Below are 20,976 nucleotides of genomic sequence, written 5' to 3' on the forward strand. Positions count from 1 at the left end.
TTGATGGTGGTTTGAGGAGAAGCCCGCGTGGCTCCGCTCCGATTAGCCTAGAGCATTTTCGGTTTGGGTGTACACCCAAGCCGTAGGTTGGGCACGTATTCGTGCCCACCGAGCCATGTGAAAATGTTCTGGCGTAATCGGAGGGCATGAATCCGTGCGATTGCGCCGCGCTAGCCGCGCCTACGGGCTTGTAAGCAAAAGCCCATAATTTTGCATTCATGAGCAACCGCTCCGCCCCGCCAGTCCATGTGCCTATCCCGTTTCAGCCTGGTTTTGCTTTTTATCCGCATGGCTATCTTATGGACCATCGCGAATACCATCGGCTTTGGAGCTGAACTGGACGAATTGATCGATTTGCCATTAGAACAGTTGATGAATATCGAGGTGTATAGCGCCTCGAAATTTCCGCAGAAAAAAATCGATGCGCCGGCGCTGGTCAGTATTGTTACCGCGCAGGATATCCAGGATTATGGATACCGGACCTTGGGCGAAATACTCAATAGTATTCGCGGTCTGTATACCCACTACGATTACAATTATAGCTATCTCGGCGCGCGCGGTTTCAGCCCATCCGGCGACTACAACTCCAAAATCCTGCTGCTCATCGATGGTTATCGCACCAACGATCCAGCCGCCGACCAGGCTTCCCTGGGAACCGACTTTCTGCTCGATGTCGATTTGATCGACCGGGTTGAATATGTTTCTGGACCAGGGTCCGCCTTGTATGGCAATAATGCTTTTTTTGGCGTCGTCAACGTCATCACCAAAGACGGAACGCATTATCAAGGCGGCGAATTGTCTGGGCAATATGGTAGCTTCGGCTATAACAAGGAACGGGGCACCTACGGCAAACAATTCGATAATGGTGCCAACCTGCTATTATCCGGCTCGCGCCAATCCGCCGATGGACAAAACCTGGTTTTCCCGGAATTCAATGCGCCCGATTCCAATTCGGGCCGGGTTGCGCATGCGGATGGCGACCGCGCCGACCGTTTGTTCGGCAAACTGTCGTACCGGGGATTCAAATTCGAAGGCGGGTTCGTGAACCGCAAGAAGGAAATCCCGACCGCCTCTTTCGGACAGTTGTTGGGTGTTGGTGGAAGCTTCACCCTTGACCAGCAGTATTTCATCGACCTATCTTATAATGGATCTCTTTCCGAGAGTCTCGACTTATATGCCCATGCTTATTCCGGCAGCCATGACTACGATGGCGATTATATTTACAGTCCACCGACCCTCAATAAAGACCGGGGCCGGGCCAATTGGGCCGGTACCGAATTAAAATTCGTCAGCACCTATTTTGACCGACATAAGCTTGTGTTCGGCGGCGAATACCAGAATAATTTCAACCTCGAAGCCGCCAATTTTGATGTTAATCCTTATCTGGCTTACACGGAAAGCGATGTACATAATTATCGCTACGGTTTTTACGCCCAGGACGATGTCAATATCTTCCACGATCTAACGCTAGATGCCGGGCTTCGCTACGATTATTACAGCACCTTCGGCGATACCGTCAACCCCCGTGTCGCGCTGATTTATAAACCTTGGGATAGCACGGCGTTCAAGCTCCTGTACGGTACGGCGTTCCGTGCGCCGAATGCCTATGAACTCTATTATGCATCGGGAGGTTCCCGGTCGAATCCCGATTTGCAGCCGGAGAAAATCGCCACCTATGAAGTCGTGATCGAATATCAACCCTCGAACCGTCTGCGGATGGCGGCTTCGGGGTTTCGTTATGAGATCACCGATTTGATCAATCTCACCACCGACAACGATCAACTGATTTTCCGTAACCAAGACAAGGCCAACGCCTGGGGAACCGAGGCGGAAATCGAATACTTTTGGGAGAATGGCACCCGGTTGCGGGGGAGTTATACCTGGGTGGATGTGAAACAACAGGGCGTTTTGATCGATGGAACCCCCCCGAATTCGCCTGGGAACCTGGTGAAACTCAATCTTTCCCTACCGCTCTGGGACAAGGCTTTCCGCCTGGGGACGCAGTTCCTCTATACCGGTGGCCGCAAAACCCTGCCGGGGCGGGGCAAGTCCTTGGAAGCTTATCCCGTGATCGACCTCACATTGAGGACCGACCAGCTTTTCAAAGGGCAACTCAAGGATTTCGAGGTTTCGGCCAGCGTTTACAACCTGTTCGATCAAACTTATTTCGGTGTGGCCGGGGAGGAACATTGCGATAACTTGGGAGCCTGCCTGAATGGCATCCCCCAGTTAGGTCGTAATTTCCGGGCCATGCTGAATTACAGGTTTTAGGGCATCTTGCGATTCATGTATGCGATGTCTTCGCGCCGCCCGAGCCATAAACTCCTGGCCCGATGGTGCTTATTGATGATCGCCATGGTGTTGGTGCTTATTACATACCCGGTATCCGCCGGGTCGGATATCTCTTCGGAATATAAGGTGAAAGCCGCCATCCTGGTCAATCTCGCGAAATTCACCGAATGGCCACGGGGGATTCTCGCCGATTCGGCACCCTTGACGATTTGCTTGGTGGGCGAACCCATTATGGCCGCATTGTTGACGGAAGTGAGCGGAAAAACCATCTATAACCATGAAATCAAGGTGTTGGCTTTAATCGCCGCCGCCGACCACGGATTCGGCTCCTGTCAGGTATTATTTATGGGTCTGCCCGCGAGCGCCCAGGCGGAAACCCTGTTAAATAAAATCATGGACCGGCCTATTTTGACGGTCAGCGATATTCCCGGCTTCGCCCGGCAAGGCGGCATGATCGAACTCGTCAGAAAGGACGATCACCTGGGTTTCGATATCAATCTCGGCAAGGCAAGAAAAGCCGGTCTTATGCTCAGGGCGCAGTTATTGGCATTGGCTAAGATTATCGAGTGAGAATATGGGTTTTGTCTTGATCCGGGGCATTAAGGCGCTGGGGCGTTTTCATGTTTTCTATAGGGTGGGTGCGTATTCCGTGCCCATCCTATGCTGAGGACCGTATACCCAAACCGAAAACACTCTAGCCGAAATCCGCCCAAAGCCTTGGGCTTTACTGTATAGGAGTTGTCGCTTGATTAAAGTCTTGATCGAAATCCTCATCGGCCTGCTCGCGGTCGTCGCCGCGCCGCTCGCGTTTCAGGCGGTGTTCCAATCCAAGAGCCGCATCGGGCGCTTGGCCCAGACTATCGCGGGCATCACGCTCGTGGTCGGCTTCCTGGTGGTGTGGGGCGATACCGGCCGCGATCCGCTGCAATGGGTCTATTGTTGGCTCAATCCCGGTGCCTATTCCTGCCAGGATACCGATATGGCCGCTATGGCCGCCGCGCCTCCTCTGAATGGTATTCCACAGCCGGATGCCCCCATCCGCAGCCAAATCCAAGAAGCCTTGTTATTGGGGGCACCAGGAAAAATGGCGGTCACGGAAGTCTACGCCTCGCTCGGCCAATTCCCGCGCGACAACCCGGCGGCGGGCCTGCCGGACCCGGAGCAACTCATCGGCAATTACACGACCGGCATCGCGGTCGAGGACGGGGCCATCCATATCGCCTTGGGCAATCGCGCCGACCCGGTTATCAACGGCAAAACCATCAGCTTGCGTCCCGCCCAGGTCGGGGATAACCCGGCCAGCCCGCTATCATGGTTGTGCGGCTATGCGGAGCCGGTCCGGGGCATGGTGGCCCACGGCGTGAACCGGACCTCGGTGCCCGCCGCGTACTTGCCGGTCGAATGCCGTCCATAACCGGCCCACATCACCCGCGTAGCCGGTACCACACCCTTCCCACCCATTCATGGCAGGCGTAATAGCTGGACATCAGGGCGCTGGCGCTGGGCAGGAAATCGAAGAAATGGCTGTCGCCGCTGGATTGATAGCCGGTTCCGGCGGCGACCACGCCGAAACCCTCGCGCTCGAATTCGGGGATGGCGCGGGGCAGATGCCAGACATGGCTGACCAGATAGATGCGGCGGATGCCCGCCGCCTTCAGCAAGGGCGCGGAAAAACGCGCGTTCTCGCGGGTGTTGGCCGAGCGCTCCTCCACCCAGGCCACCGGCACCCCGAATTCCGCCTCCAACGCCGCTTTCATCAACGGCCCCTCGGCGCTTTCGTTGTCCGGGGCACCGCCCGTGACCAGGACCGGCTTGCCGGTCAGACGTTGCAAACGGGCACCATAGCGCACCCGCTCCAAGGTCCGGGCGTTCAAGGTGTCGCCGCCGCCGAATTCCGGTGCGTCGTAGCGCAGCCCGCCGCCCAGGATCACGATGGCCTCGGCCTCGTCGCCCCGGATGGGCGCGTAGGGCGGTTCCAGGGTCGCCAGCAGGCGCCCCGCCACCCAGGGCGTCGCGAGCAACCATAATCCCAACAAGGCCAGCCCGAGCAAGCTAAGGCCCAGGCGCGGACGCCGCCGCGCTTGCCAGTATCCCGCCGTGCCCAGCAGCAATAGGTTCAGCGGCGGCAATAGCAGGCCGGCGGCTAGGTGGGTGAATAGCCAGTTCCAATTCATGTGGGATAGGTCGGGTCGGGGTCAAGTCGGCCCGCCTCGGCCCGGTTCGAACAACGGCGCGAACCGCCGCGCCGCGGCCGCGGGGTCGTCGCCGCCGAACACGCCTTCCACCACGGCCAGGAGTCCGGCCCCGGCTTCCAGCAGGGGAGCGGCGTTGTCGGGGGTGATGCCGCCGATGGCGGCCAGGGGGATGTGGAGCCGCCGCCGGGCCTCGATCAAGGTATCGAGCCGGGCCAGCGGTGCGCCGGGTTTGGTGCGGGAAGGAAAGAAGCGCCCAAACGCGGCATAATCCGCGCCCGCCGCTTCCGCCGCCAGGGCGAGTGCCACCGAGTCGTAGCAGGACACGCCGATGATGGCCCCATCGCCCAAGCGCCGCCGGGCTGCCTGGGGACTGGGATCGTCCCGGCCCAGATGCACGCCGTCGGCCCCGGTTTGCGCCGCCAGTTCCACCGAATCATTGATAATCAAAGGCACGCCCGCCGCCCGGCACAGCGCCAGCAGCCGTTCCGCCGCCGCCGTGGGATCGGGGGCGGATTTGGCGCGGTATTGGACCAGGACGGCCCCGCCCCGGAGCGCCGCCGCCACGGCCAGGCAGAGGGCGTCGATATCCTCGGGACCGTCGCGGGTGATGGCGTACAAGCCTTGCGCGGGCAATGGTTTCGCTGGCATGGGCGTCCCGTCGGTTAGTTGTTTTTCCAGCTCCGGCGGCGCGAGGAATCGGTGACCAGGGCGTCGCCGACCTTTTCCTGGGCCTGCCGGAACACGTCGAACACGCCGTTGATGGCGATGCGGGCGGTGTCGCCCTTGTCGCAGACGAAGCCGCCGGCCTTCACCGCCAGCACCGCCTCGGCGAACTGGGTCTTGCAATACTCGGCGGCGATGGAGTGCACCTTCTTCATCACGTTCTGGGCGCTTTCGCCGGTGATGATGCCGGGGGCGACCACCAGCACATAGCCGGTCTCCAGCTTGACCACGAGGTCGGTCGGGCGCATGGAATTGGCCAGGACGCGCTGCACGGCGGCGGTGGCCTGTTCGGCGGGCAGCAGGGTGGTTTGGTTGTGGTCCACCATGATCTGCAACATCACCACGGCGGTGCGGCCCTCGCGGCCCAGCGCCTTGGCCAGCCAGCGCTCGGTCTCGCCGATCAACTGATAGCGGTTCTGCTGGCCCAGGCCGTTGTCATAGGACACCAGGGTGAGAAGTTTTTCGCGCTGGGCTTGCAGGAAATACACCGGCAAAGCCACCATCATCCCGAAGCCGGCCGGCGTGCCATAGGTGCGGAGCAATTCCCAGAGGCGCTCCGGTAGCGGGCAATCCTGTGTCGTGAAAAAGATGAACGACCACAACAAGCCATACGCCACCAGGAACGCCAGCCCCCCGGCCAGCAACGGTAACGACCAAGAAAAAAATCGCAGGATCGACATGACAAAAACCACGTTGCTAAGACAAGTTGAAATGACCGCGCATTCTATACATTACCGTCCTTCTTGTTACCGCCGCCGGGCCGGAAAATTCGCCACGGACCGGGTGGCGGGCCGGGGAATTCGCGCCCGGTGTCGCGGTTGCAACGCGATTTAAACGCCCCTATGTTGCACCGAACCTTTTGACCTTGGAACCGGAATCCCATCGTGAATACTTTTTCGCCCGCTTTCAAACCCTGGATCGCCGCCGTCGGGGCCGAACACAGCCTGGCGAGCTTGGCGGAGCTATTGGATGGTGCCGCCGTGTACGCCATCGACGCCCAGGGCCGCGTATTGTATTGGAGCCAGGCCGCCGAGCGCCTGCTGGGTTTCGCCGCCGCCGAAGCCTTGGGCCAACTGGCCGAGACCGTGCTGCGTTGCCAGTCTTGCGACGGTCCCGGCGTCCTGATCGAACGCGGTCGATTGGACCATGAGCCGACCTCGGTGCGGAAGGCCGATGGCGGGTCGATCCGGGTCCGGCGCTCGGCGCGGGCCTTGTTCGACGCCCAGGGCGGTTTCGCCGGGGCCATCGGTGTGCTGTGGCCGGAACCGGAAGAGCCGGACGACGGCGAGGGTTTCGGCGGGCGGGAGGCGGTGGAGACCTTCCATGGGCTCGTCACCCGCGACCCGGCCATGAAGCAAGCCCTGCAAATCATCCGCAACGTGGCCGAAACCGACGCCTCGGTCTTGATCCGGGGCGAATCCGGCACCGGCAAGGAACTGGCCGCCCGCGCCCTGCACGAGGAAAGCCGCCGCCGCGGCCGTCCCTTCCTCGCCATCAATTGCGCGGCCCTGAGTCCCGCCCTGCTGGAAAGCGAATTGTTCGGCCATGTGCGCGGCGCGTTCACCGGGGCGGTCAAGGACCACGCCGGGCTGTTCAAACGCGCCGACCGCGGTACCTTGTTCCTGGACGAGGTGGCGGAATTGCCCTTGGAATTGCAAGCCAAGCTGTTGCGGGCCTTGCAGGAAAAGACCTTCCTGCCGGTGGGCGCGGACAGGCCGGTGACGGTCGATGTCCGTATCGTCGCCGCCACCCACCGTTCCTTGCGGGAAGAATCCAAAGCCGGGCGGTTCCGGGAAGACCTGATGTACCGGCTGCGAGTGGTGCCGGTGTTCCTGCCGCCGTTACGGACCCGGCGCGAGGATATCCCCTTGCTGCTGCGGCATTTCATCGACCGCCATAACCTCAGGGGCCAGCGCCGCATCCTGTCCATCGAGCCGGAGGCGATGCGGGCGCTGTTGGATTACCGCTGGCCGGGCAATATCCGCGAATTGCAGAACGTGGTCGAGTACGCCTTCGCGGTGGGGCGCGGCGATAGTTTGGGGCTGGGGGATTTGCCGCCTGAATTCGGCGAGGCGGCGGGCGAGGCGGTGCCGTCGGTGGCACGGTCGTGGTCGCCGCGGCCGGTGTTCGGGGCGGGCTTGGACGAGGCGGGGCGGTTGCGGGCGGCGCTTGAACATACGGGCGGCAAGATCGAGGACGCCGCCGCCTTGTTGGGGATGAGCCGGGCGACGTTTTGGCGCAAGCGGAAGAAGTGTGGGGTGTGAGCGAACTGTGTTTGCTTATTATTCTGGCCAAGGATAAGAGTATTTCTTGCAAAAATAGCTTAAGGCATCCAAAGTTCCTGGTGCCAGCAAGGTTAATATATTTTTGGTAAATTCTGGCTTATCGATGCCGGATGCCTGGGGGCCGGAATACTCTGTCGCCTGGCTCCCCAAAGGCGTTGTAAATTCCAGTGGCTGTAATCTCGCGCTCAGCATCCTGAATAAAGCCGTGCCGTCTTCGATCTTCAGGGTTTTGACCGCAGGGATTTTATCCTCGATCAATCTATTCCATAGCAAATAAATTTGCGCCGCCCTTTCCCATTCGTTGTGGCAAGCCTCGATATCCACGCCGAAATATTTTTCGATCACCCGCCTCCGCTGGATATAGGAGGCATTTTGCCTGTTATCGGCTTCGTTTTCGAGGATCAGGCTAGGTATGTTCTGGAAGGGATTTCTAATCAGCCGCGCCACCATGTCGGCCACATAATAACGCCGGGACAGGTCCGGGCCGGTATTCCAGACAAAACCCACCCCAGGTTTCAGCAGCCGGGTAGCCCGTAGTTCCACGCAATTTTCATCGATATTGAAAACCGTATCCACCAAAGAAGATGAGAGGATACCATGGTGGCCTATGGTGGTTTCTTGGGGAATGTCGAAACCCAAGCTCCGGGCATATCGCGATAAATACCGAATTCCCGTGCGGGGGGCGGCCAATATCAGCAAGGGGCAATAGCTCCAATCCTCGGAGTCCAGGATACTGGTGGCGAAGATGGGTTTTGTTTTTTGCTGTTTGCTCCAATGCTTGTCGGCTTGCCGGTATTTCAAGCCGGGAACACTGCGGAAATTGTTTTGCGAGATCAAGTGATGCCAGCTGCTTTGTTGGATCGCCTGGGATTCGATAGTGGTTTGATGCAGGATCGGTGCAATAAATTTATTGAAAACCGGCGTTCCCGCTAAATCATAAAGATTCGAGGAATGTCTGGTCCTGATATTTTCCAACGCATCCTGCAATATGCTCGAAAGCCAGGGGTTTCCCGGTTTGGCCCAGATGAGTCCATTAATCAGCCGCGGCTTGTCCAGTGTATTGCTTTTGCTTACCAGAAACAGATTTTTCGACAGATCGACCCAGGTTTCAATTGGGCGCAGGCATTGCAGGTTGATATTGACGAACATCCCGCCATGCGTGACCAAGGCGGCCAACCGTAGCAGATCGGCCTTGGCCACCGGGTTTTCGAGGTCATTCAACGCCGCCCGGACCGCCTCGCTTTGGTGAAAACCGGCTAGGTATTCTTCCAAATTTTCATTGGTTATCAGATGGTGGGTCCAGCCAGGATTGTTATCGATCCAGGATTGCTTGGGGGCGGTCAACTCATCGGGAAGGCGAGAATCTTCAGTGTCGCTCAGCCAAATTTGAAAAATGATCCTGGGTCCATCGTTGGTAATATTTTGATTGGGCGCGGTATCCGCTGTTTTTTCGGGTATTATTGTGGGATTTTTTTGGGGGGATTTTATGGTATTCATGTGCGAGGTGGATTTGTGGGTTAATGTAAGATATAACCCAGGGAATTGGCGATTTATTCGGTCGGCTGCATGAAATACGGATAATCGCTAAAAGTGTATTTATAGTCGGCTTTGAAGAGGGGTTTGGCTATGGTGGTGTGTTTCTTCCGCGTTGGCCTGTAGCCCGGATTCCGTTGTACTTAATTCGGGCTGCGATTTTTTCTTTTGCGAGACGATGCTGGGCACTAAAATCCGTGGTTTAGGGGTTGGTTTTTCAGCGGGACTATTTTGAGGGTTTTTTCCATGGGTGTACGTCTGTGGTTTACGTGGGTGTGATTTTCGCGAGATAGCGGGTCGCGACCCGCCCACGGTCTATGGCTTTATTCCATTCCTTGAGGGCTAATGCTTGGTTATTCTGCCTTGCGTGGGCTTCGTTGAACGATCAAGAGCGGTATAATTATTGAGAATAGTCCTATGATGGTTCCTAAATACCATTTATTTTGCTCTCTAAGCTCTTTAATTTCTTCCCGAATTGAATTTGATAGCTCTTCTTGTATTTTGAGCTTTTCGCGAATCAGCGGTAAAGAGATCGCGTCATCTGGGTTGGATATTACAGCGGCTTTAAGCTTTTCAATGTCTCTGCGAAGCGACTTCTCACTTTGCGAGAGAGTGATGGCTGGCGCGGGTTGAGGCAAAATCGTTTTTATCTGGTTTGATAAAGGTATGAGCTGGATGTTTAAAAAGTCATTGGCTTTGCCGCCTGAAACATAAACGGCATGTTGTGCTGGTTCATAGCCTTGTTTTTCAGCTTCAATGACATAAGTGCCAATTTTGAGATTTGTATTTAGCGGGGATTTTCCTGAACTAATGCCATCGATTTTTATAATTGCATCGGCTGGTGACGTTGCAATTATGAAATGGTGTGTGTCTAAGAGTTCTTGATATATTATTATTACAAGAATCGCGCCAGCCCCTAAGGTTATTAATATTTCTAATAGAGATGTTCCCAAAGCCTCATAAATATTCTGTTCATAATTGTTACTGCAAGGTCCGCAGAGTAAGATCAATCGCAATTCCCCACGAATCCTTTTTAATGGTGCTTCCACAATGATCTTTAGCAGCCTTGACGACATCGGCAATGATCGTGTTTGCAAAGCCTTGACCGGACTTACCAAAGATCAGTTCAAGCATTTACTTCTGTCTTTTGAATCAACTTATCGTGACCAGTACGGTGGCCCTTCGCTCGACGCGCCTAGCCCCGCTTTCCCAGGCTATCTATCTAGCTTTGGACACCGGCTGTTTTTTGTCCTTTATTACTTGAAAAACTATCCCAGTTACGACGTACTGGGCTATCTCTTTGGTTTCAGTGGAGGCCATGCTTTCGATCATTTAGAAACACTGCTGCCCATCCTTCAAGCGAGCCTAGCCCATCTGAAAACACTTCCCGAACGTTCGGTCAAGACGGTTGAGGCGCTGGATAGACTCCTTGAAAAACAACCTACTATCATCATTGATGGCACGGAGCGGGCGACCCTCAGGCCCCAGGATAAATCCCAACAAGAGCAACGCTACAGCGGTAAAAAAAAACATCACGGCGTTAATAACCTAGTGATTGCCAACCCCGCCAAGAAAATCCTATTCATTAGCTCCACCGTGCCGGGAAGTGTCCACGACTATGCCCTGTTTAAGACGGAATTTCCGCCCGCCTTGCCATGGTTTCAAAAGCAACTTATCGAGGTTGATCTCGGATTCCAAGGCATTAAAAATGATTATCCCCACGCACGGGCCATTCAAATCCCCCATAAAAAGCCAAAGAAGTCCAAAGCGAATCCTGATCCGAAATTAACACCAACACAGAAGAAACATAATCGGAAGCTTGCTAAAACCCGCGTGGCTGTTGAGCATGCCATCGGCGGGATGAAATGTCTGCATAGTTTAGTACATCGCTCAAGAAACCATCTGGCACATTTATTAGATACCTTCATTTATATTGGTGCTGGCCTCTGGAATTTTAAATTATCATTAAAAACAATAGGTTAGCTTGGGAACATGTCTAATATTAATTCTCCCGAATTTTTTATTGCTAAATAGATGTATTTGATTGATGGCATTTGATATGATCCGAAATATCAAAATGGAAGTTCTATGCTTTTGGTTGATTCGCAAAAAATTTACACTTTCCCGTTCTTTGAATCAAGCCTTATTCTCTAGGCTTGATTTGATCTATCTCTAGCCATGTATTTTTGATAATTATTAAACCCTACAAACTCAACTTCAAAGTAGTAATCACCAAAGTCAACACCGCATCGGCCACCACGATATACACAATACCCGTCACCACCGCCGAGGTCGTCGCCAAACCCACTTCGGTGGAATTGCGCCCGCACTGCAAACCCCGCATACACCCCGCGATCCCCACCAACAGCCCGAATACCACTGATTTCGAGATGCCCGTCATGAAATCCCCCACTAAGAGCCGGTTCTCGATCTGGTTGAGGAATTCCGCATAGGACACATCGAACAGCGAAGACGCCACCACCGCCCCGCCCAATATCCCCATGAAATCCGAATACAGGCACAATAGCGGCAAGGCCAGCATCAAGGCCACGAGCCGCGGCAGCACCAGGAATTCCATAGGCGGAAACCCCGTGGTCTTGAGCGCGTCGATCTCGTCGTTGGCCTGCATCGAGCCGAGTTGCGCCGCGTAGGCCGCCCCGGTGCGCCCGGCCATGATGATCGCGGTCATCATCGCGCCCATCTCGCGGGCCATGCCCAGCCCCACCAGGTCGGCGATGAAGACCTGTGCCCCGAACATCCGCAACTGCACCGCCCCCACGAAAGCCAGGATCATCCCCACCAGGAAGCTGATAAGGCTGACGATGGGCACGGCGTGGGGTCCGCACTCCACTAGCAAATCCACCAAGTCCACGCCCCGGAACCGCGCCTTGCCCCGCAGCCCCCGGCCCACCGCCAAGGTGGCCTGTCCCAGGAAATCCAACAGCCCCAGGGTTTCGGCGTAGGCGTCCAGCGCCGCCCGGCCCAGCCCGGCCAAGAAGCCGGTTTCGGGTGGCGGGCGCTGGGTGTCCTGGCGTTCGGGCACGGCGCGGGCCAGTGCCAACATGCCGCGCACGCCCGGCGGCAGTCCTTCGCAGCGGGCTTCGATGCCGTGCGCTTCGCAGGCGTTGAGGATTTTGAGGAGGAAGGCGAGCAGCAGGCTGTCCCAGTCGGTCAGGGCTTGGCAATCGAAGCCGAGGGCGTGGGGCGGGGCGGTGGCGAGGCGATCCAGCACGGGGCCGGGCGGGGGAATCCCGGACCCCACGGTCCAGCCGCCGCCCAGTTGGAGTTCCAGGCCGTCGGCGGTGTCGATGAGTGCCAGCGTGGGGGGAGGGGCCATGGTCGCCGGGTATTGAGGTGGGTTGCCGCCCGTTCCCAAACTCCGCTTGAGGAGCGAGCGGGTTCCTGATGGGGTGGGAATCAGCGGGCCGGGCGTTTCAAACGGTACAGCGCGGAAATATCCTCCTCGCCGTGGCCCGCCGCCATCAGCCGTTCGTAATCCTGGCGGGTCGCGGTGCTGAGCGGCAGCGCCGTGCCCAAATCTTCCGCCATGGCCTCGCAGATTTTCAAATCCTTGTGGTGCAGGGCCAGCTTGAAACCGGGCCGGAACACATCCTGGGTCATGGTCGGGCCACGCTTGTCCAGGAACCAGTTACCCGCCGCCCCGCCCGACACCACTTCGATCAATTTGCCCATGTCGAGGCCCAGCCGTTCGCCGAAAGCCAGGGCTTCGGTCACGGCTTGGTTGATTCCAGCGCACATGACTTGGTTCACGGCCTTGGCGGCTTGGCCCATGCCGGTGTCGCCCATGTGGACGACGCGGCTGCCCATCGCCGCGAGCAGGGGGCGGGCGCGTTCCAGGGTGTCCGCCGCGCCCCCGACCATGATCGCCAGGGTCGCGTTGCGGGCACCTTCGACCCCGCCGGTCACGGGGGCGTCGAGGAAATCCGCGCCGCGTTCCCGCACCCGCCGGGCCGCTGCCCGCGCCGTGGCGCTGCCGACCGTGGAAAGATCGATCACCAGCGTTCCGGGACGCAGGCCCGGCAGGAGGGCGTCGATCATCGCCAGCACATCGGCGTCGGCGGAGACGCAGATCAGCACGGCATCGACGGTTGCCGCCAATTCGGCGGGGGAGGCGGCACAGGCGACGCCCAGTTCTCCGGCCAAAGCTTGGGCGGTGGCCGGGGTGCGGTTCCACACCGCGCCGAGCCAGCCTTGTTGCGCCAGATTCCGCGCCATGTGGGCACCCATGGCCCCCAGTCCGATGAAACCCGCCCGCATGGCTTATTGCCCCGCTTGGGCGCAGGTGTCGGAGGCGGCGTTGCCCATCATCACGATATCGATGGGGATTTCCTTCTTGTCGAGGAAATGGACCGCCTCGGCCTTGCTCAGGCGCTTGGAGATGGTTTTGGCCATGCATTCGCAGGTCGGGCCGAGTTGCTGGTCGCTTTTGACTGGGCTGTCGGGGTTGTCTTGCTGGCCTTTCACGCAGAGTTCGACGTATTTCTTCTCGAACTTTTGGTGTTCGGATTCGGTGACGGCGGCAGAGGAAGCGGCGGTGGGTGGGGCCACCGTGGTCTTGGGGCTGGTGCTGGCCGGGGGTTGTGGCGGGTCGCCGCCGCCGCAGCCGACCAGGACGAAGCCCAGGAGGCCGGTCAGGAGGGTGGCGATCAATGGGGAAGTGGCGGGTTTGGCCCCTTGCTCTTTCATGTGGTGCGCTCCATGTTTTCGATGTGAGGGTGATTCGGTGGTTTCCACCCGGAATCTGTACAGGGCCGGGGAACAACAACCGGGCGGGATTATAGCTTTTAGGGCGTGGATGTTCCGGGACTCGCGCCTTGGAACCACGCCAGTTTGCCGTGCAGGCCGACCACGCCGCCGACGATGACCAGGGTGGGAGCGCTGACCCCGGCTTCTTCCACCAAGCCGGGCAGGCTGTCCACGGTGCCGGTGATGACGCGCTGACGGCGGGTGGTACCCTGTTGGATCAAAGCGGCGGGTGTGTCGGGGATGCAGCCGTGCCCGATCAAGGCGGCGCGGAGTTGCGGCAATGCCTGCAAGCCCATGTAGATGACCAAGGTTTGGCCGGGGCGGGCCAGCCGTTCCCAATCCAGCTCGCCGATGCCGCCTTGCTTGAGATGCCCGGTCACGAAGGTGACGGATTGGGCGTGGTCGCGGTGGGTCAGCGGTATCCCGGCATAGGCGGCACAGCCGGAGGCGGCGGTGATGCCTGGTATCACCTGGAACGGGATGCCTTCTTCCATCAGGGTTTCGATCTCCTCGCCGCCGCGCCCGAAGATGAAGGGATCGCCGCCCTTGAGCCGCACCACGCGGCGGCCTTGTTTCGCCAAGCGGGCCAGCAGGGCGTTGATTTGATCCTGGGGCAGGGTGTGGCGGCTGCTTTCCTTGCCCGCGTAGATTTTCTCGGCGTCGTTGCGGACCAGGGCCATGACCTCGGGCGAAACCAGCCGGTCGTAGACCACCACGTCGGCGGCCTGCATGGCCCGCAGCGCCCCCAGCGTGAGCAAATCGGGATCGCCCGGCCCCGCGCCCACCAGCGAGACGAAACCGCCGCCGGTGTCGGCGTGGTCCGGTCGCCCGGTTTCCAGCAGGTCGTGCAGGCGTTGTTCCGCTTCGGCTTCGCGCCCGGCGAACACCAAGTCCGCCACCACGCCGCCCAAGGCTTGTTCCCAGAATCGGCGGCGGCGGTCGGGTTCCTGGATGGCTTGTTTGACGCGGGACCGGAACTTCTCCGCCAGATCGGCCAAGCGGCCATAGGCCAGGGGCAGGGCGCTTTCCAGCTTGGCGCGGATGAGGCGGGCCAGCACCGGCGAAGCCCCGCCGGTCGAAACCGCGATGACCACGGGCGAGCGGTCCACGATGGCCGGGAAGATGAAGGAGCAGAGTTCCGGGCAATCGACCACGTTGACCGGGAGGTTGCGCCGGGTCGCGGCGGCGTGGACCTGTTCGTTCACCGCGCGGTGGTCGGTGGCGGAGATGACCAGTTGGAAACCCGTTAGGTCGGATGGCTCGAAAACCTTGGCGAGATAAGCGATGCGCCCGTCCGCCGCCAGGGGCGCGAGCGCCGCTCCCAGCGCGGGCGCGAGGACCGTGACCGCGCCCCCGGCTTTGAGCAGGGCCGCGACCTTGCGGGCGGCGACTTCGCCGCCGCCGACGACCAGGCATTGCTGCCCGGCGAGTTTCAGGAATATCGGTAGGAAATTCATCGGGCTGGATAGAAGGGGGTGGATTCTGGGGGATCTATCGACGGGCCGGGCCTTGGCTAATAAACCCACCACGGCCCCGGTCCCCACATCCCCCAATTCAGCGCGGCATCTTCGTTCATTTGCGCCGCCATGCGCTGGTCTTCGGCGATTTCCTTGCTGAGGGCCAGTTGTTGATAGGTTTGGTAGGCCGATTCGTCGCCCCAATACATGCAATGGCAGCGGGTGGCGTCGGCATAGACATAATAGGTTTTGCCCTCCTGCGAATGCGGTACCAGCTTGAGTTGGGTGAGTGCCTCGACGTGGGCGAGTTTGTCCGGGGTATCGGCCAGCTTGACACGGAAACCGGCGGCGGCCAGCAGTTGTTCGGTCTCGCGGGCTTGGTTCACCGCCATGATGCTGCAAGCGGCCAGCGGGATTGCCAGGGCCAGGAGCAGCGGGCGGGCGAAAAACGGGGCTGGGCGCACGGGGAATTCCTGCTCCGGGGCCGGTTTAGCGGCCATCCTCGAAAAGAGGGAGGTACTCCCCATAACCTTCGGCCTCCAGGTTTTCCTTGGGGATGAAGCGCAAGGAGGCGGAATTCATGCAATAGCGCTTGCCGGTGGGCTGGGGGCCGTCGTCGAACACATGGCCCAGGTGGGAATCGCCGTGCTTGCTGCGGACCTCGATCCGCGCCATGAAGTGCGAGCGGTCTTCGCGGCAGGCGAGGTTGTCGGGTTCCAAGGGCTGGGTGAAGCTCGGCCAGCCGGTGCCGGAATCGAATTTGTCGATGGAACTGAACAGCGGCTCGCCCGACACCACATCGACGTAAATCCCGGCCCGGTGGTTGTCCCAGTAGGCGTTATGGAACGGGCGTTCCGTGCCTTCGCGCTGGGTGACGTGGAATTGCTCCTCGCTCAGATGGCATTGCAATTGTTCGGCGCTGGGTTTTTTGAATTGGTTGGCATCCCATGACATGGCGGTATTCCTCGGGGGGTTGGTTGGATTCGACCCATGGGCCGGGGTTCGGTGGCTTTATTGGCGTCCGAAGCCCGCTTTGGGTTTTTTCCGATCATCGGCCAAAACCCGCTTCGGACTCCGGGCGGGTGAAAAAAGGGGACCGAGCGTCCCCTTGGTATGATCGATCCAGCGGGTCGGGGCGATGCCGGCTTATTTGGACTTGGCCCAGCGGTATTCCGGGTCGGCCAGCGTCCGGGCCAGCGTGTCCAGGGCCAACGCGCAGCCGCTATAAACCACGGCGGCGCCCAGATAGCCCGGATAATCCCGCAGCACGCCCAGGCTATAGGCGACCCAGTCGGCCCCGTCCAAGCGCCCGGACAGCAGGAAGAAGCTGCCGTTGGAAATCACGAAGGCCACGGTCGTGGCCAACGGCAGGGCCAGCGCGATCCGGCCCCAGGGCAGGGCGTCGCCGACATGAGTACGCCCGGACCTGCGGCCCGCCCACCACAGCGCGGCATAGGTCGGGATCAGGAAGCCATAGGCCGGGGTTACGCAATAATCGCTGACGCCCATATGGGCGATGGCGGCGTAGTCGATGGCGCAGGCGGCGAGGAAGAATCCGGCGAAGGCCAGGGGACCGCCGCCATACCAGCCCAGCAGGAAAAAGACCGCCAGCGAGGCGTCGGGCAAACTGAAGGCCGTGCCTTCGTGGTGGAACCGGGTCGCCGCCATCAGCAGCGCCAAAGCGGCCATGATCCAGCGTGAATGGTGGGAAGCGGTTGCGCCCATGGGTGTTCTCCTTGGAAAGATGGGGGGGTGCGGTGGATTTTAGCGCGGACGCCCGCTTATTTGACGACCTTGAGCGCCGGTCTTTTCTTGGCGGGCGCGGGTTCGGCCGGGGCGTTCTCGGCGGGTGGCGGGGTGTGGTCGTCCCCGTTGCCGTCCTCGTCCTCGTCGAAAATCATGCCCTTGCCGTTCTCCTGGGCGTAGATCGCCAGCACGGCGCGGGTCGGCACATCGACCTGCATGGGCTTCCCGCCGAAGCGGGCGTTGAACACGATGTTCTGGTTGCCCAGCGCCAAGCCGTGGACCGCCTGCGGGCGCAGGTTCAGCACGATCCGGCCATCCTGCACGTATTGCCGGGGCACGACCACGTCCTCGGCCTCGGCGTTGACCAGGAGGTAGGGCGTGAAATTGTTATCGACGATCCAGTCGTAGATGGCGCGGATCAAATAAGGCTTGAGTGAAATCATCAGACGGAAGCTTCGGCGAGGGTGGGATATTCCCGTTCGCGGGCGCTCAGGCTGGCTTTGAAGGCCGGGCGCTGGAACAGGCGGTTGGCATAGGAGCGGATGGGTCCGGCCTGGGCGGGCAAATCGATGCCCAACGCGCCCAGCCGCCACAACAAGGGGGCGAGGGCGCAATCCACCAGGGAGAAATCATCGCTCAGGAAATAGGGTTTGGCATCGAACACGGGACTGGCACCGACCAATTCTTTTTGGAGTTGCTTGGCGAGCTTGGATTTTTTCCGGAGGTCGGGCAACTGGTCGATCTGGTCGAGATAGCCGAACCAATTCTGGTCGATACGCCGCACCGTCATCCGCGCCCTGGCCCGCGCGACCGGGTCCATGGCTTGCAAGGGCGGATGGGGGAAACGCTCGTCCAAGTATTCCATGATGATGCGGGGGTCGGACAGCACCAAATCCCGGTCCACCAGGGTGGGGGTGTTGCCCAGGGGATTGGCTTCCAAGAGGTCGCGGGGGACGGCGTTGCCCTGGAGATATTCGATATCCGCCGCGATGGCCTTCTCGGACAGTACGAAGCGCACACCATGGCCATAGGCGCAACGGGGGGAGCAGTACAAGGTCATGGGAGATTTGCGGCTGGGGGAAGTCGTCACCCGAAGCACCTCGCGGGGAATCCAAAGTTCCAAGCCGGGTGCCCCGCCATGGCGGAATTCCCCGGAGACCTCGCGGTATCCGGGGATGCGCTGGGGGTGGGCGTCAGGTCAGTATCCGCCTGGAACTTCGGATTCTACCACGAAGCCCTTAGTGGACATCCTTCCAATACTCCTTTTTCAGCTTATACAGGATGAACGTGAGGAATATCAGGAAGGCGATGACATATTTGCCCAGCGGCAGGCGTTCCAGCTTGGCGGGTTCCGACACATAGGCCAGGAAATTGGTAAGGTCGGTGGCGACCTTGTTGAATTCCTTGGCGGAGAGCTTGCCATCGTCGCCGCGCTTGACATCGACCACGGTGTCCTGACCGTGGACATTGACGACCACGGGGATTTGGGTGCCTTGTAGTTCCCACAGCACATTGGGCATGGCCACGTTTTCGGCGACCACGTTGTTGACGCCGAAGGGGCGCTTGGGATCGGCGTAGAAGCCTTTCAGATAGCTATACACCCAGTCCGCGCCCCGCGCCCGCACGATCAGGGACAAATCCGGCGGCACCACGCCGAAGGCCATCTCGGCATCGGTGGGGGCCATGGCGGTCTTGGCGTAGTCGTGGATTTTGGTGTCGCCGAACATGATTTCCCGTTGCATCATGTCCGCATCGAGCTTCAGGTCTTTGGCGATGCGGGAATAGCGGATTTGTTTGATGCCATGGCAGCCCAGGCAATATTGGCTGAAATAACCCGCGCCCCGGCGCACCGATTCCAGGTCGAAAATATCCACATCGGCTTTTTTCAAGGGTTTGCCCGCTTCGGCGGACGCGATGCCGACGCACGAGAAAACCAACAGGAGTATTGCGAGCGCCTTGTTCATTGTTTTTTGCTTCCCAGGTCTATGACGCTATCGATGATCCCGCACACGCGGCCCTTGGCCTTTTGCACCGCCGGGCAGCTATCCAGCTTATGGCCGATTTCTTCCAAGGCTTTTTCTAGGAAGCGCCAGATGACGCCCTCGCGCTTGGCAAGCGGGATGACCGGCTCGGTCAGGCGTTCCGGGACCGGCTTGTTCTTTTCGATGCAGGAAATCACCGGCAGCAACAAGAAGAAGCCGAAGTACACGGCGGAGAAGACCCGCGCCAGCAAGGTCGCGACCGGCGTGACCGGCTTGGTGCCGAGGACGCCCAGCACGATGAAGCTCAGCACGAAGGCGGCCAGTCCCCATTTGAAGGCGTCGCCCCGATAGCGGATCGACTTGACCGGGTTGCGGTCCAGCCAGGGCAGGAAGAACAACAGCACGATGGCCGCGCCCATCGCGATCACGCCGAACAGTTTGTCCGGCACGGCGCGGAGGATCGAATAGAACGGGGTGAAGTACCACACCGGCTGGATGTGTTCCGGCGTCTTCATGGGGTCGGCGGGATCGAAGTTCGGATGTTCGAGGAACATGCCGCCCATTTCCGGCGTGTAGAACACGATGAAGGCGAAAATGGTCAGGAACACGCCCACCACATATAAATCCTTCACGGTGTAATAGGGGTGGAAGGGAATCCCATCGACCGGGATGCCCTGGGCGTTCTTGTTCTTCTTGATCTCGATGCCGTCCGGGTTGTTGGAACCATTGGTACGGAGGGCCGCGAGATGCAGCACCACCAAGCCCAGGATGGCGAGCGGCAGGGCCACCACATGGAAGGCGAAGAAGCGGTTCAAGGTGGCGTCGGCGATGACGTAATCGCCGCGGATCCAAGTCGTCAGGTCTTCGCCGATCACGGGAATGGCCCCGAACAGCGAAATGATGACCTGTGCGCCCCAGTACGACATCTGGCCCCAGGGCAGCAGATAGCCGGTGAAGGCTTCCGCCGCCAGCAGCACGAAAATCACCATGCCGAACAGCCACAACAACTCACGCGGCTTCTTGAACGAGCCGTAGAACAGCCCCCGGAACATGTGGAGATAAATCACCACGAAGAACAGCGAAGCCCCGGTCGAGTGCAGGTAGCGCAACAGCCAACCCCAGGGCACATCGCGCATGATGTATTCCACCGAGTCGAAAGCCAGGGTGGCATCGGGCTTATAGTTCATGGCCAGGAATATGCCGGTCAGGATTTGATTGACCAGCACCAAACCCGCCAGGGAGCCGAAGAAATATAGGAAATTGAAATTTTTGGGCGCGTAATACTTGGTTAATTGATCTTCCAGGAATTTACTGACGGGCAGGCGTTCATCCACCCACCGCACGATTTCTTTTTGTTTTTCATTGGCCATCGCTTATTCCCCCTCTCCCACCATGATACGGTTATCCGCGAGATAGCGATAAGGGGGTATCGCCAAGTTGATTGGTGCCGGCACCCCCTTGTAGACCCGTCCCGCCAGATCGAAGCTCGACCCATGGCAGGGACAGAAGAAGCCGCCCTTCCAATCCGGGCCGAGGTCCGCCGGGGCGATTTCGGGCCGGTACAGCGGCGAGCAGCCGAGATGGGTGCAAACGCCGATGGCGACGAAGATTTCCGGCTTGATGGCGCGGAATTCGTTGTGGCTGGATTCGGGTTGCTCGGATTCGTTGGATTGGGGATCGCGCAGTTTGTCGGTCAGTTCGGACAGGCCCGCCAAGGCTTCGGGCGTCCTCCGCAGGAGCCAAACGGGCTTGCCCCGCCATAGCACGACAATCCGCTGGCCCGGCTCGATCTTGCTGATATCGACTTCCACCGGGGCGCCCAGGGCTTCGGCCTTGGCGCTCGGTTTCATGGAGGAAATAAAGGGTACCGACAAGAAACCCACGCCGACGGCACCGACCACCGTGGCCGCTTGGGTTAGGAATCGGCGCTTTTCGGTATCCACGCCTTCGCTAGTCATGCAATATCTCCATGTTTTGGGCTTTTATTGGATCGAAC

22 protein-coding genes are annotated in these 20,976 nt (G+C 59.3%); 5 read left to right on the top strand and 17 right to left on the bottom strand.

Annotated features, from left to right (window positions below):
• The first annotated feature begins 288 nt into the window (after positions 1-288).
• The 3 genes from B9N93_RS07670 to B9N93_RS07680 all read left to right on the top strand — a co-directional run bounded on the left by B9N93_RS07670 (position 289) and on the right by B9N93_RS07680 (position 3,706).
• The gene (locus tag B9N93_RS07670; RefSeq protein ID WP_176225183.1) at positions 289-2,271 is read left to right on the top strand and encodes a TonB-dependent receptor plug domain-containing protein; all 1,983 of its coding nucleotides are present in this window, start codon (positions 289-291) and stop codon (positions 2,269-2,271) included.
• A gap of 75 nt (positions 2,272-2,346) precedes the next feature.
• Positions 2,347-2,862 carry a YfiR family protein gene (locus tag B9N93_RS07675; RefSeq protein WP_176225184.1) on the top strand — a complete coding sequence of 172 codons (516 nt, stop codon included), beginning with the start codon at positions 2,347-2,349 and terminating at the stop codon, positions 2,860-2,862.
• A gap of 175 nt (positions 2,863-3,037) precedes the next feature.
• The gene (locus B9N93_RS07680) at positions 3,038-3,706 is read left to right on the top strand and encodes a pilin (protein ID WP_085212407.1); all 669 of its coding nucleotides are present in this window, start codon (positions 3,038-3,040) and stop codon (positions 3,704-3,706) included.
• 10 nt (positions 3,707-3,716) lie between these two features.
• Here B9N93_RS07680 and B9N93_RS07685 read toward each other — a convergent pair whose 3' ends face one another.
• Genes B9N93_RS07685 through B9N93_RS07695 form a run of 3 tightly spaced genes read right to left on the bottom strand, consistent with a single transcriptional unit; the run spans position 3,717 to position 5,890 of the window.
• Positions 3,717-4,466: a YdcF family protein gene (locus B9N93_RS07685; RefSeq protein WP_085212409.1), complete on the bottom strand. Its 750-nt coding sequence runs from the start codon at positions 4,464-4,466 to the stop codon at positions 3,717-3,719.
• 21 nt (positions 4,467-4,487) lie between these two features.
• The gene (gene thiE / locus B9N93_RS07690) at positions 4,488-5,135 is read right to left on the bottom strand and encodes a thiamine phosphate synthase (RefSeq protein WP_085212411.1); all 648 of its coding nucleotides are present in this window, start codon (positions 5,133-5,135) and stop codon (positions 4,488-4,490) included.
• Between the two features lie 14 nt (positions 5,136-5,149).
• Entirely contained in the window at positions 5,150-5,890 is a 741-nt protein-coding gene (locus B9N93_RS07695; protein ID WP_085212414.1) for a hypothetical protein, read from the bottom strand.
• 204 nt (positions 5,891-6,094) lie between these two features.
• On the opposite strand from B9N93_RS07695, the gene B9N93_RS07700 reads away from it, so the two are divergent.
• The gene (locus B9N93_RS07700) at positions 6,095-7,474 is read left to right on the top strand and encodes a sigma-54 interaction domain-containing protein (RefSeq protein WP_085212417.1); all 1,380 of its coding nucleotides are present in this window, start codon (positions 6,095-6,097) and stop codon (positions 7,472-7,474) included.
• Positions 7,475-7,492: 18 nt separating this feature from the next.
• On the opposite strand, the gene B9N93_RS07705 is transcribed toward B9N93_RS07700, so the two are convergent.
• Positions 7,493-8,992: a glycosyltransferase family 32 protein gene (locus tag B9N93_RS07705; protein ID WP_085212419.1), complete on the bottom strand. Its 1,500-nt coding sequence runs from the start codon at positions 8,990-8,992 to the stop codon at positions 7,493-7,495.
• 389 nt (positions 8,993-9,381) lie between these two features.
• The gene (locus tag B9N93_RS07710; RefSeq protein WP_176225185.1) at positions 9,382-10,038 is read right to left on the bottom strand and encodes a PEGA domain-containing protein; all 657 of its coding nucleotides are present in this window, start codon (positions 10,036-10,038) and stop codon (positions 9,382-9,384) included.
• 40 nt (positions 10,039-10,078) lie between these two features.
• On the opposite strand from B9N93_RS07710, the gene B9N93_RS07715 reads away from it, so the two are divergent.
• Positions 10,079-11,011 (top strand): transposase family protein, encoded by a 933-nt coding sequence (locus tag B9N93_RS07715; protein WP_085212429.1) that lies wholly within the window; start codon positions 10,079-10,081, stop codon positions 11,009-11,011.
• 220 nt (positions 11,012-11,231) lie between these two features.
• Here B9N93_RS07715 and B9N93_RS07720 read toward each other — a convergent pair whose 3' ends face one another.
• From B9N93_RS07720 to petA, 12 genes are all read right to left on the bottom strand, one after another.
• The gene (locus B9N93_RS07720; protein WP_085212431.1) at positions 11,232-12,365 is read right to left on the bottom strand and encodes an MlaE family ABC transporter permease; all 1,134 of its coding nucleotides are present in this window, start codon (positions 12,363-12,365) and stop codon (positions 11,232-11,234) included.
• A gap of 80 nt (positions 12,366-12,445) precedes the next feature.
• The gene (locus tag B9N93_RS07725; RefSeq protein WP_085212433.1) at positions 12,446-13,306 is read right to left on the bottom strand and encodes an NAD(P)-dependent oxidoreductase; all 861 of its coding nucleotides are present in this window, start codon (positions 13,304-13,306) and stop codon (positions 12,446-12,448) included.
• 3 nt (positions 13,307-13,309) lie between these two features.
• A complete protein-coding gene (locus B9N93_RS07730; protein WP_254899355.1) occupies positions 13,310-13,735 on the bottom strand; it encodes a hypothetical protein in 426 nt (141 codons plus the stop codon).
• Between the two features lie 98 nt (positions 13,736-13,833).
• Positions 13,834-15,252 carry a siroheme synthase CysG gene (cysG, locus tag B9N93_RS07735; protein ID WP_085212435.1) on the bottom strand — a complete coding sequence of 473 codons (1,419 nt, stop codon included), beginning with the start codon at positions 15,250-15,252 and terminating at the stop codon, positions 13,834-13,836.
• 56 nt (positions 15,253-15,308) lie between these two features.
• Positions 15,309-15,716 carry a hypothetical protein gene (locus B9N93_RS07740; RefSeq protein WP_217807279.1) on the bottom strand — a complete coding sequence of 136 codons (408 nt, stop codon included), beginning with the start codon at positions 15,714-15,716 and terminating at the stop codon, positions 15,309-15,311.
• A 25-nt stretch (positions 15,717-15,741) separates the two neighbouring features.
• The gene (gene msrB / locus B9N93_RS07745) at positions 15,742-16,206 is read right to left on the bottom strand and encodes a peptide-methionine (R)-S-oxide reductase MsrB (RefSeq protein ID WP_085212437.1); all 465 of its coding nucleotides are present in this window, start codon (positions 16,204-16,206) and stop codon (positions 15,742-15,744) included.
• Between the two features lie 192 nt (positions 16,207-16,398).
• Entirely contained in the window at positions 16,399-16,977 is a 579-nt protein-coding gene (locus tag B9N93_RS07750) for a hypothetical protein (protein ID WP_085212439.1), read from the bottom strand.
• A 56-nt stretch (positions 16,978-17,033) separates the two neighbouring features.
• Positions 17,034-17,441 carry a ClpXP protease specificity-enhancing factor gene (locus tag B9N93_RS07755; RefSeq protein WP_085212440.1) on the bottom strand — a complete coding sequence of 136 codons (408 nt, stop codon included), beginning with the start codon at positions 17,439-17,441 and terminating at the stop codon, positions 17,034-17,036.
• Positions 17,441-18,058: a glutathione S-transferase N-terminal domain-containing protein gene (locus B9N93_RS07760; protein WP_176225186.1), complete on the bottom strand. Its 618-nt coding sequence runs from the start codon at positions 18,056-18,058 to the stop codon at positions 17,441-17,443. Before B9N93_RS07760 ends, B9N93_RS07755 begins: the two co-directional genes overlap by 1 nt.
• A 178-nt stretch (positions 18,059-18,236) precedes the next feature.
• Positions 18,237-18,962, bottom strand: a complete 726-nt coding sequence (locus B9N93_RS07765; protein ID WP_085212441.1) for a cytochrome c1 — start codon at positions 18,960-18,962, stop codon at positions 18,237-18,239.
• On the bottom strand, positions 18,959-20,350 hold the full coding sequence (locus B9N93_RS07770) for a cytochrome b (RefSeq protein ID WP_085212442.1): 1,392 nt from the start codon (positions 20,348-20,350) through the stop codon (positions 18,959-18,961). The genes B9N93_RS07765 and B9N93_RS07770 overlap by 4 nt, the downstream gene beginning before the upstream one ends.
• 3 nt (positions 20,351-20,353) lie before the next feature.
• On the bottom strand, positions 20,354-20,938 hold the full coding sequence (gene petA / locus B9N93_RS07775; protein WP_085212443.1) for a ubiquinol-cytochrome c reductase iron-sulfur subunit: 585 nt from the start codon (positions 20,936-20,938) through the stop codon (positions 20,354-20,356).
• Between the last annotated feature and the right edge of the window lie 38 nt (positions 20,939-20,976).

Origin of the sequence: Methylomagnum ishizawai, assembly GCF_900155475.1 — a bacterium.
In the GTDB taxonomy this organism is placed as follows: Bacteria; Pseudomonadota; Gammaproteobacteria; order Methylococcales; family Methylococcaceae; genus Methylomagnum; species Methylomagnum ishizawai_A.

Coding starts and splice junctions, on each gene's coding strand:
- B9N93_RS07670 (WP_176225183.1), top strand. CDS start 289: ATGGCTATCTTATGGACCATCGCGAATACCATCGGCTTTGGAGCTGAA.
- B9N93_RS07675 (WP_176225184.1), top strand. CDS start 2,347: ATGATCGCCATGGTGTTGGTGCTTATTACATACCCGGTATCCGCCGGG.
- B9N93_RS07685 (WP_085212409.1), bottom strand. CDS start 4,466: ATGAATTGGAACTGGCTATTCACCCACCTAGCCGCCGGCCTGCTATTG.
- thiE (WP_085212411.1), bottom strand. CDS start 5,135: ATGCCAGCGAAACCATTGCCCGCGCAAGGCTTGTACGCCATCACCCGC.
- B9N93_RS07695 (WP_085212414.1), bottom strand. CDS start 5,890: ATGTCGATCCTGCGATTTTTTTCTTGGTCGTTACCGTTGCTGGCCGGG.
- B9N93_RS07705 (WP_085212419.1), bottom strand. CDS start 8,992: ATGAATACCATAAAATCCCCCCAAAAAAATCCCACAATAATACCCGAA.
- B9N93_RS07715 (WP_085212429.1), top strand. CDS start 10,079: ATGATCTTTAGCAGCCTTGACGACATCGGCAATGATCGTGTTTGCAAA.
- B9N93_RS07720 (WP_085212431.1), bottom strand. CDS start 12,365: ATGGCCCCTCCCCCCACGCTGGCACTCATCGACACCGCCGACGGCCTG.
- B9N93_RS07725 (WP_085212433.1), bottom strand. CDS start 13,306: ATGCGGGCGGGTTTCATCGGACTGGGGGCCATGGGTGCCCACATGGCG.
- B9N93_RS07730 (WP_254899355.1), bottom strand. CDS start 13,735: ATGAAAGAGCAAGGGGCCAAACCCGCCACTTCCCCATTGATCGCCACC.
- cysG (WP_085212435.1), bottom strand. CDS start 15,252: ATGAATTTCCTACCGATATTCCTGAAACTCGCCGGGCAGCAATGCCTG.
- msrB (WP_085212437.1), bottom strand. CDS start 16,206: ATGTCATGGGATGCCAACCAATTCAAAAAACCCAGCGCCGAACAATTG.
- B9N93_RS07750 (WP_085212439.1), bottom strand. CDS start 16,977: ATGGGCGCAACCGCTTCCCACCATTCACGCTGGATCATGGCCGCTTTG.
- B9N93_RS07755 (WP_085212440.1), bottom strand. CDS start 17,441: ATGATTTCACTCAAGCCTTATTTGATCCGCGCCATCTACGACTGGATC.
- B9N93_RS07760 (WP_176225186.1), bottom strand. CDS start 18,058: ATGACCTTGTACTGCTCCCCCCGTTGCGCCTATGGCCATGGTGTGCGC.
- B9N93_RS07765 (WP_085212441.1), bottom strand. CDS start 18,962: ATGAACAAGGCGCTCGCAATACTCCTGTTGGTTTTCTCGTGCGTCGGC.
- B9N93_RS07770 (WP_085212442.1), bottom strand. CDS start 20,350: ATGGCCAATGAAAAACAAAAAGAAATCGTGCGGTGGGTGGATGAACGC.
- petA (WP_085212443.1), bottom strand. CDS start 20,938: ATGACTAGCGAAGGCGTGGATACCGAAAAGCGCCGATTCCTAACCCAA.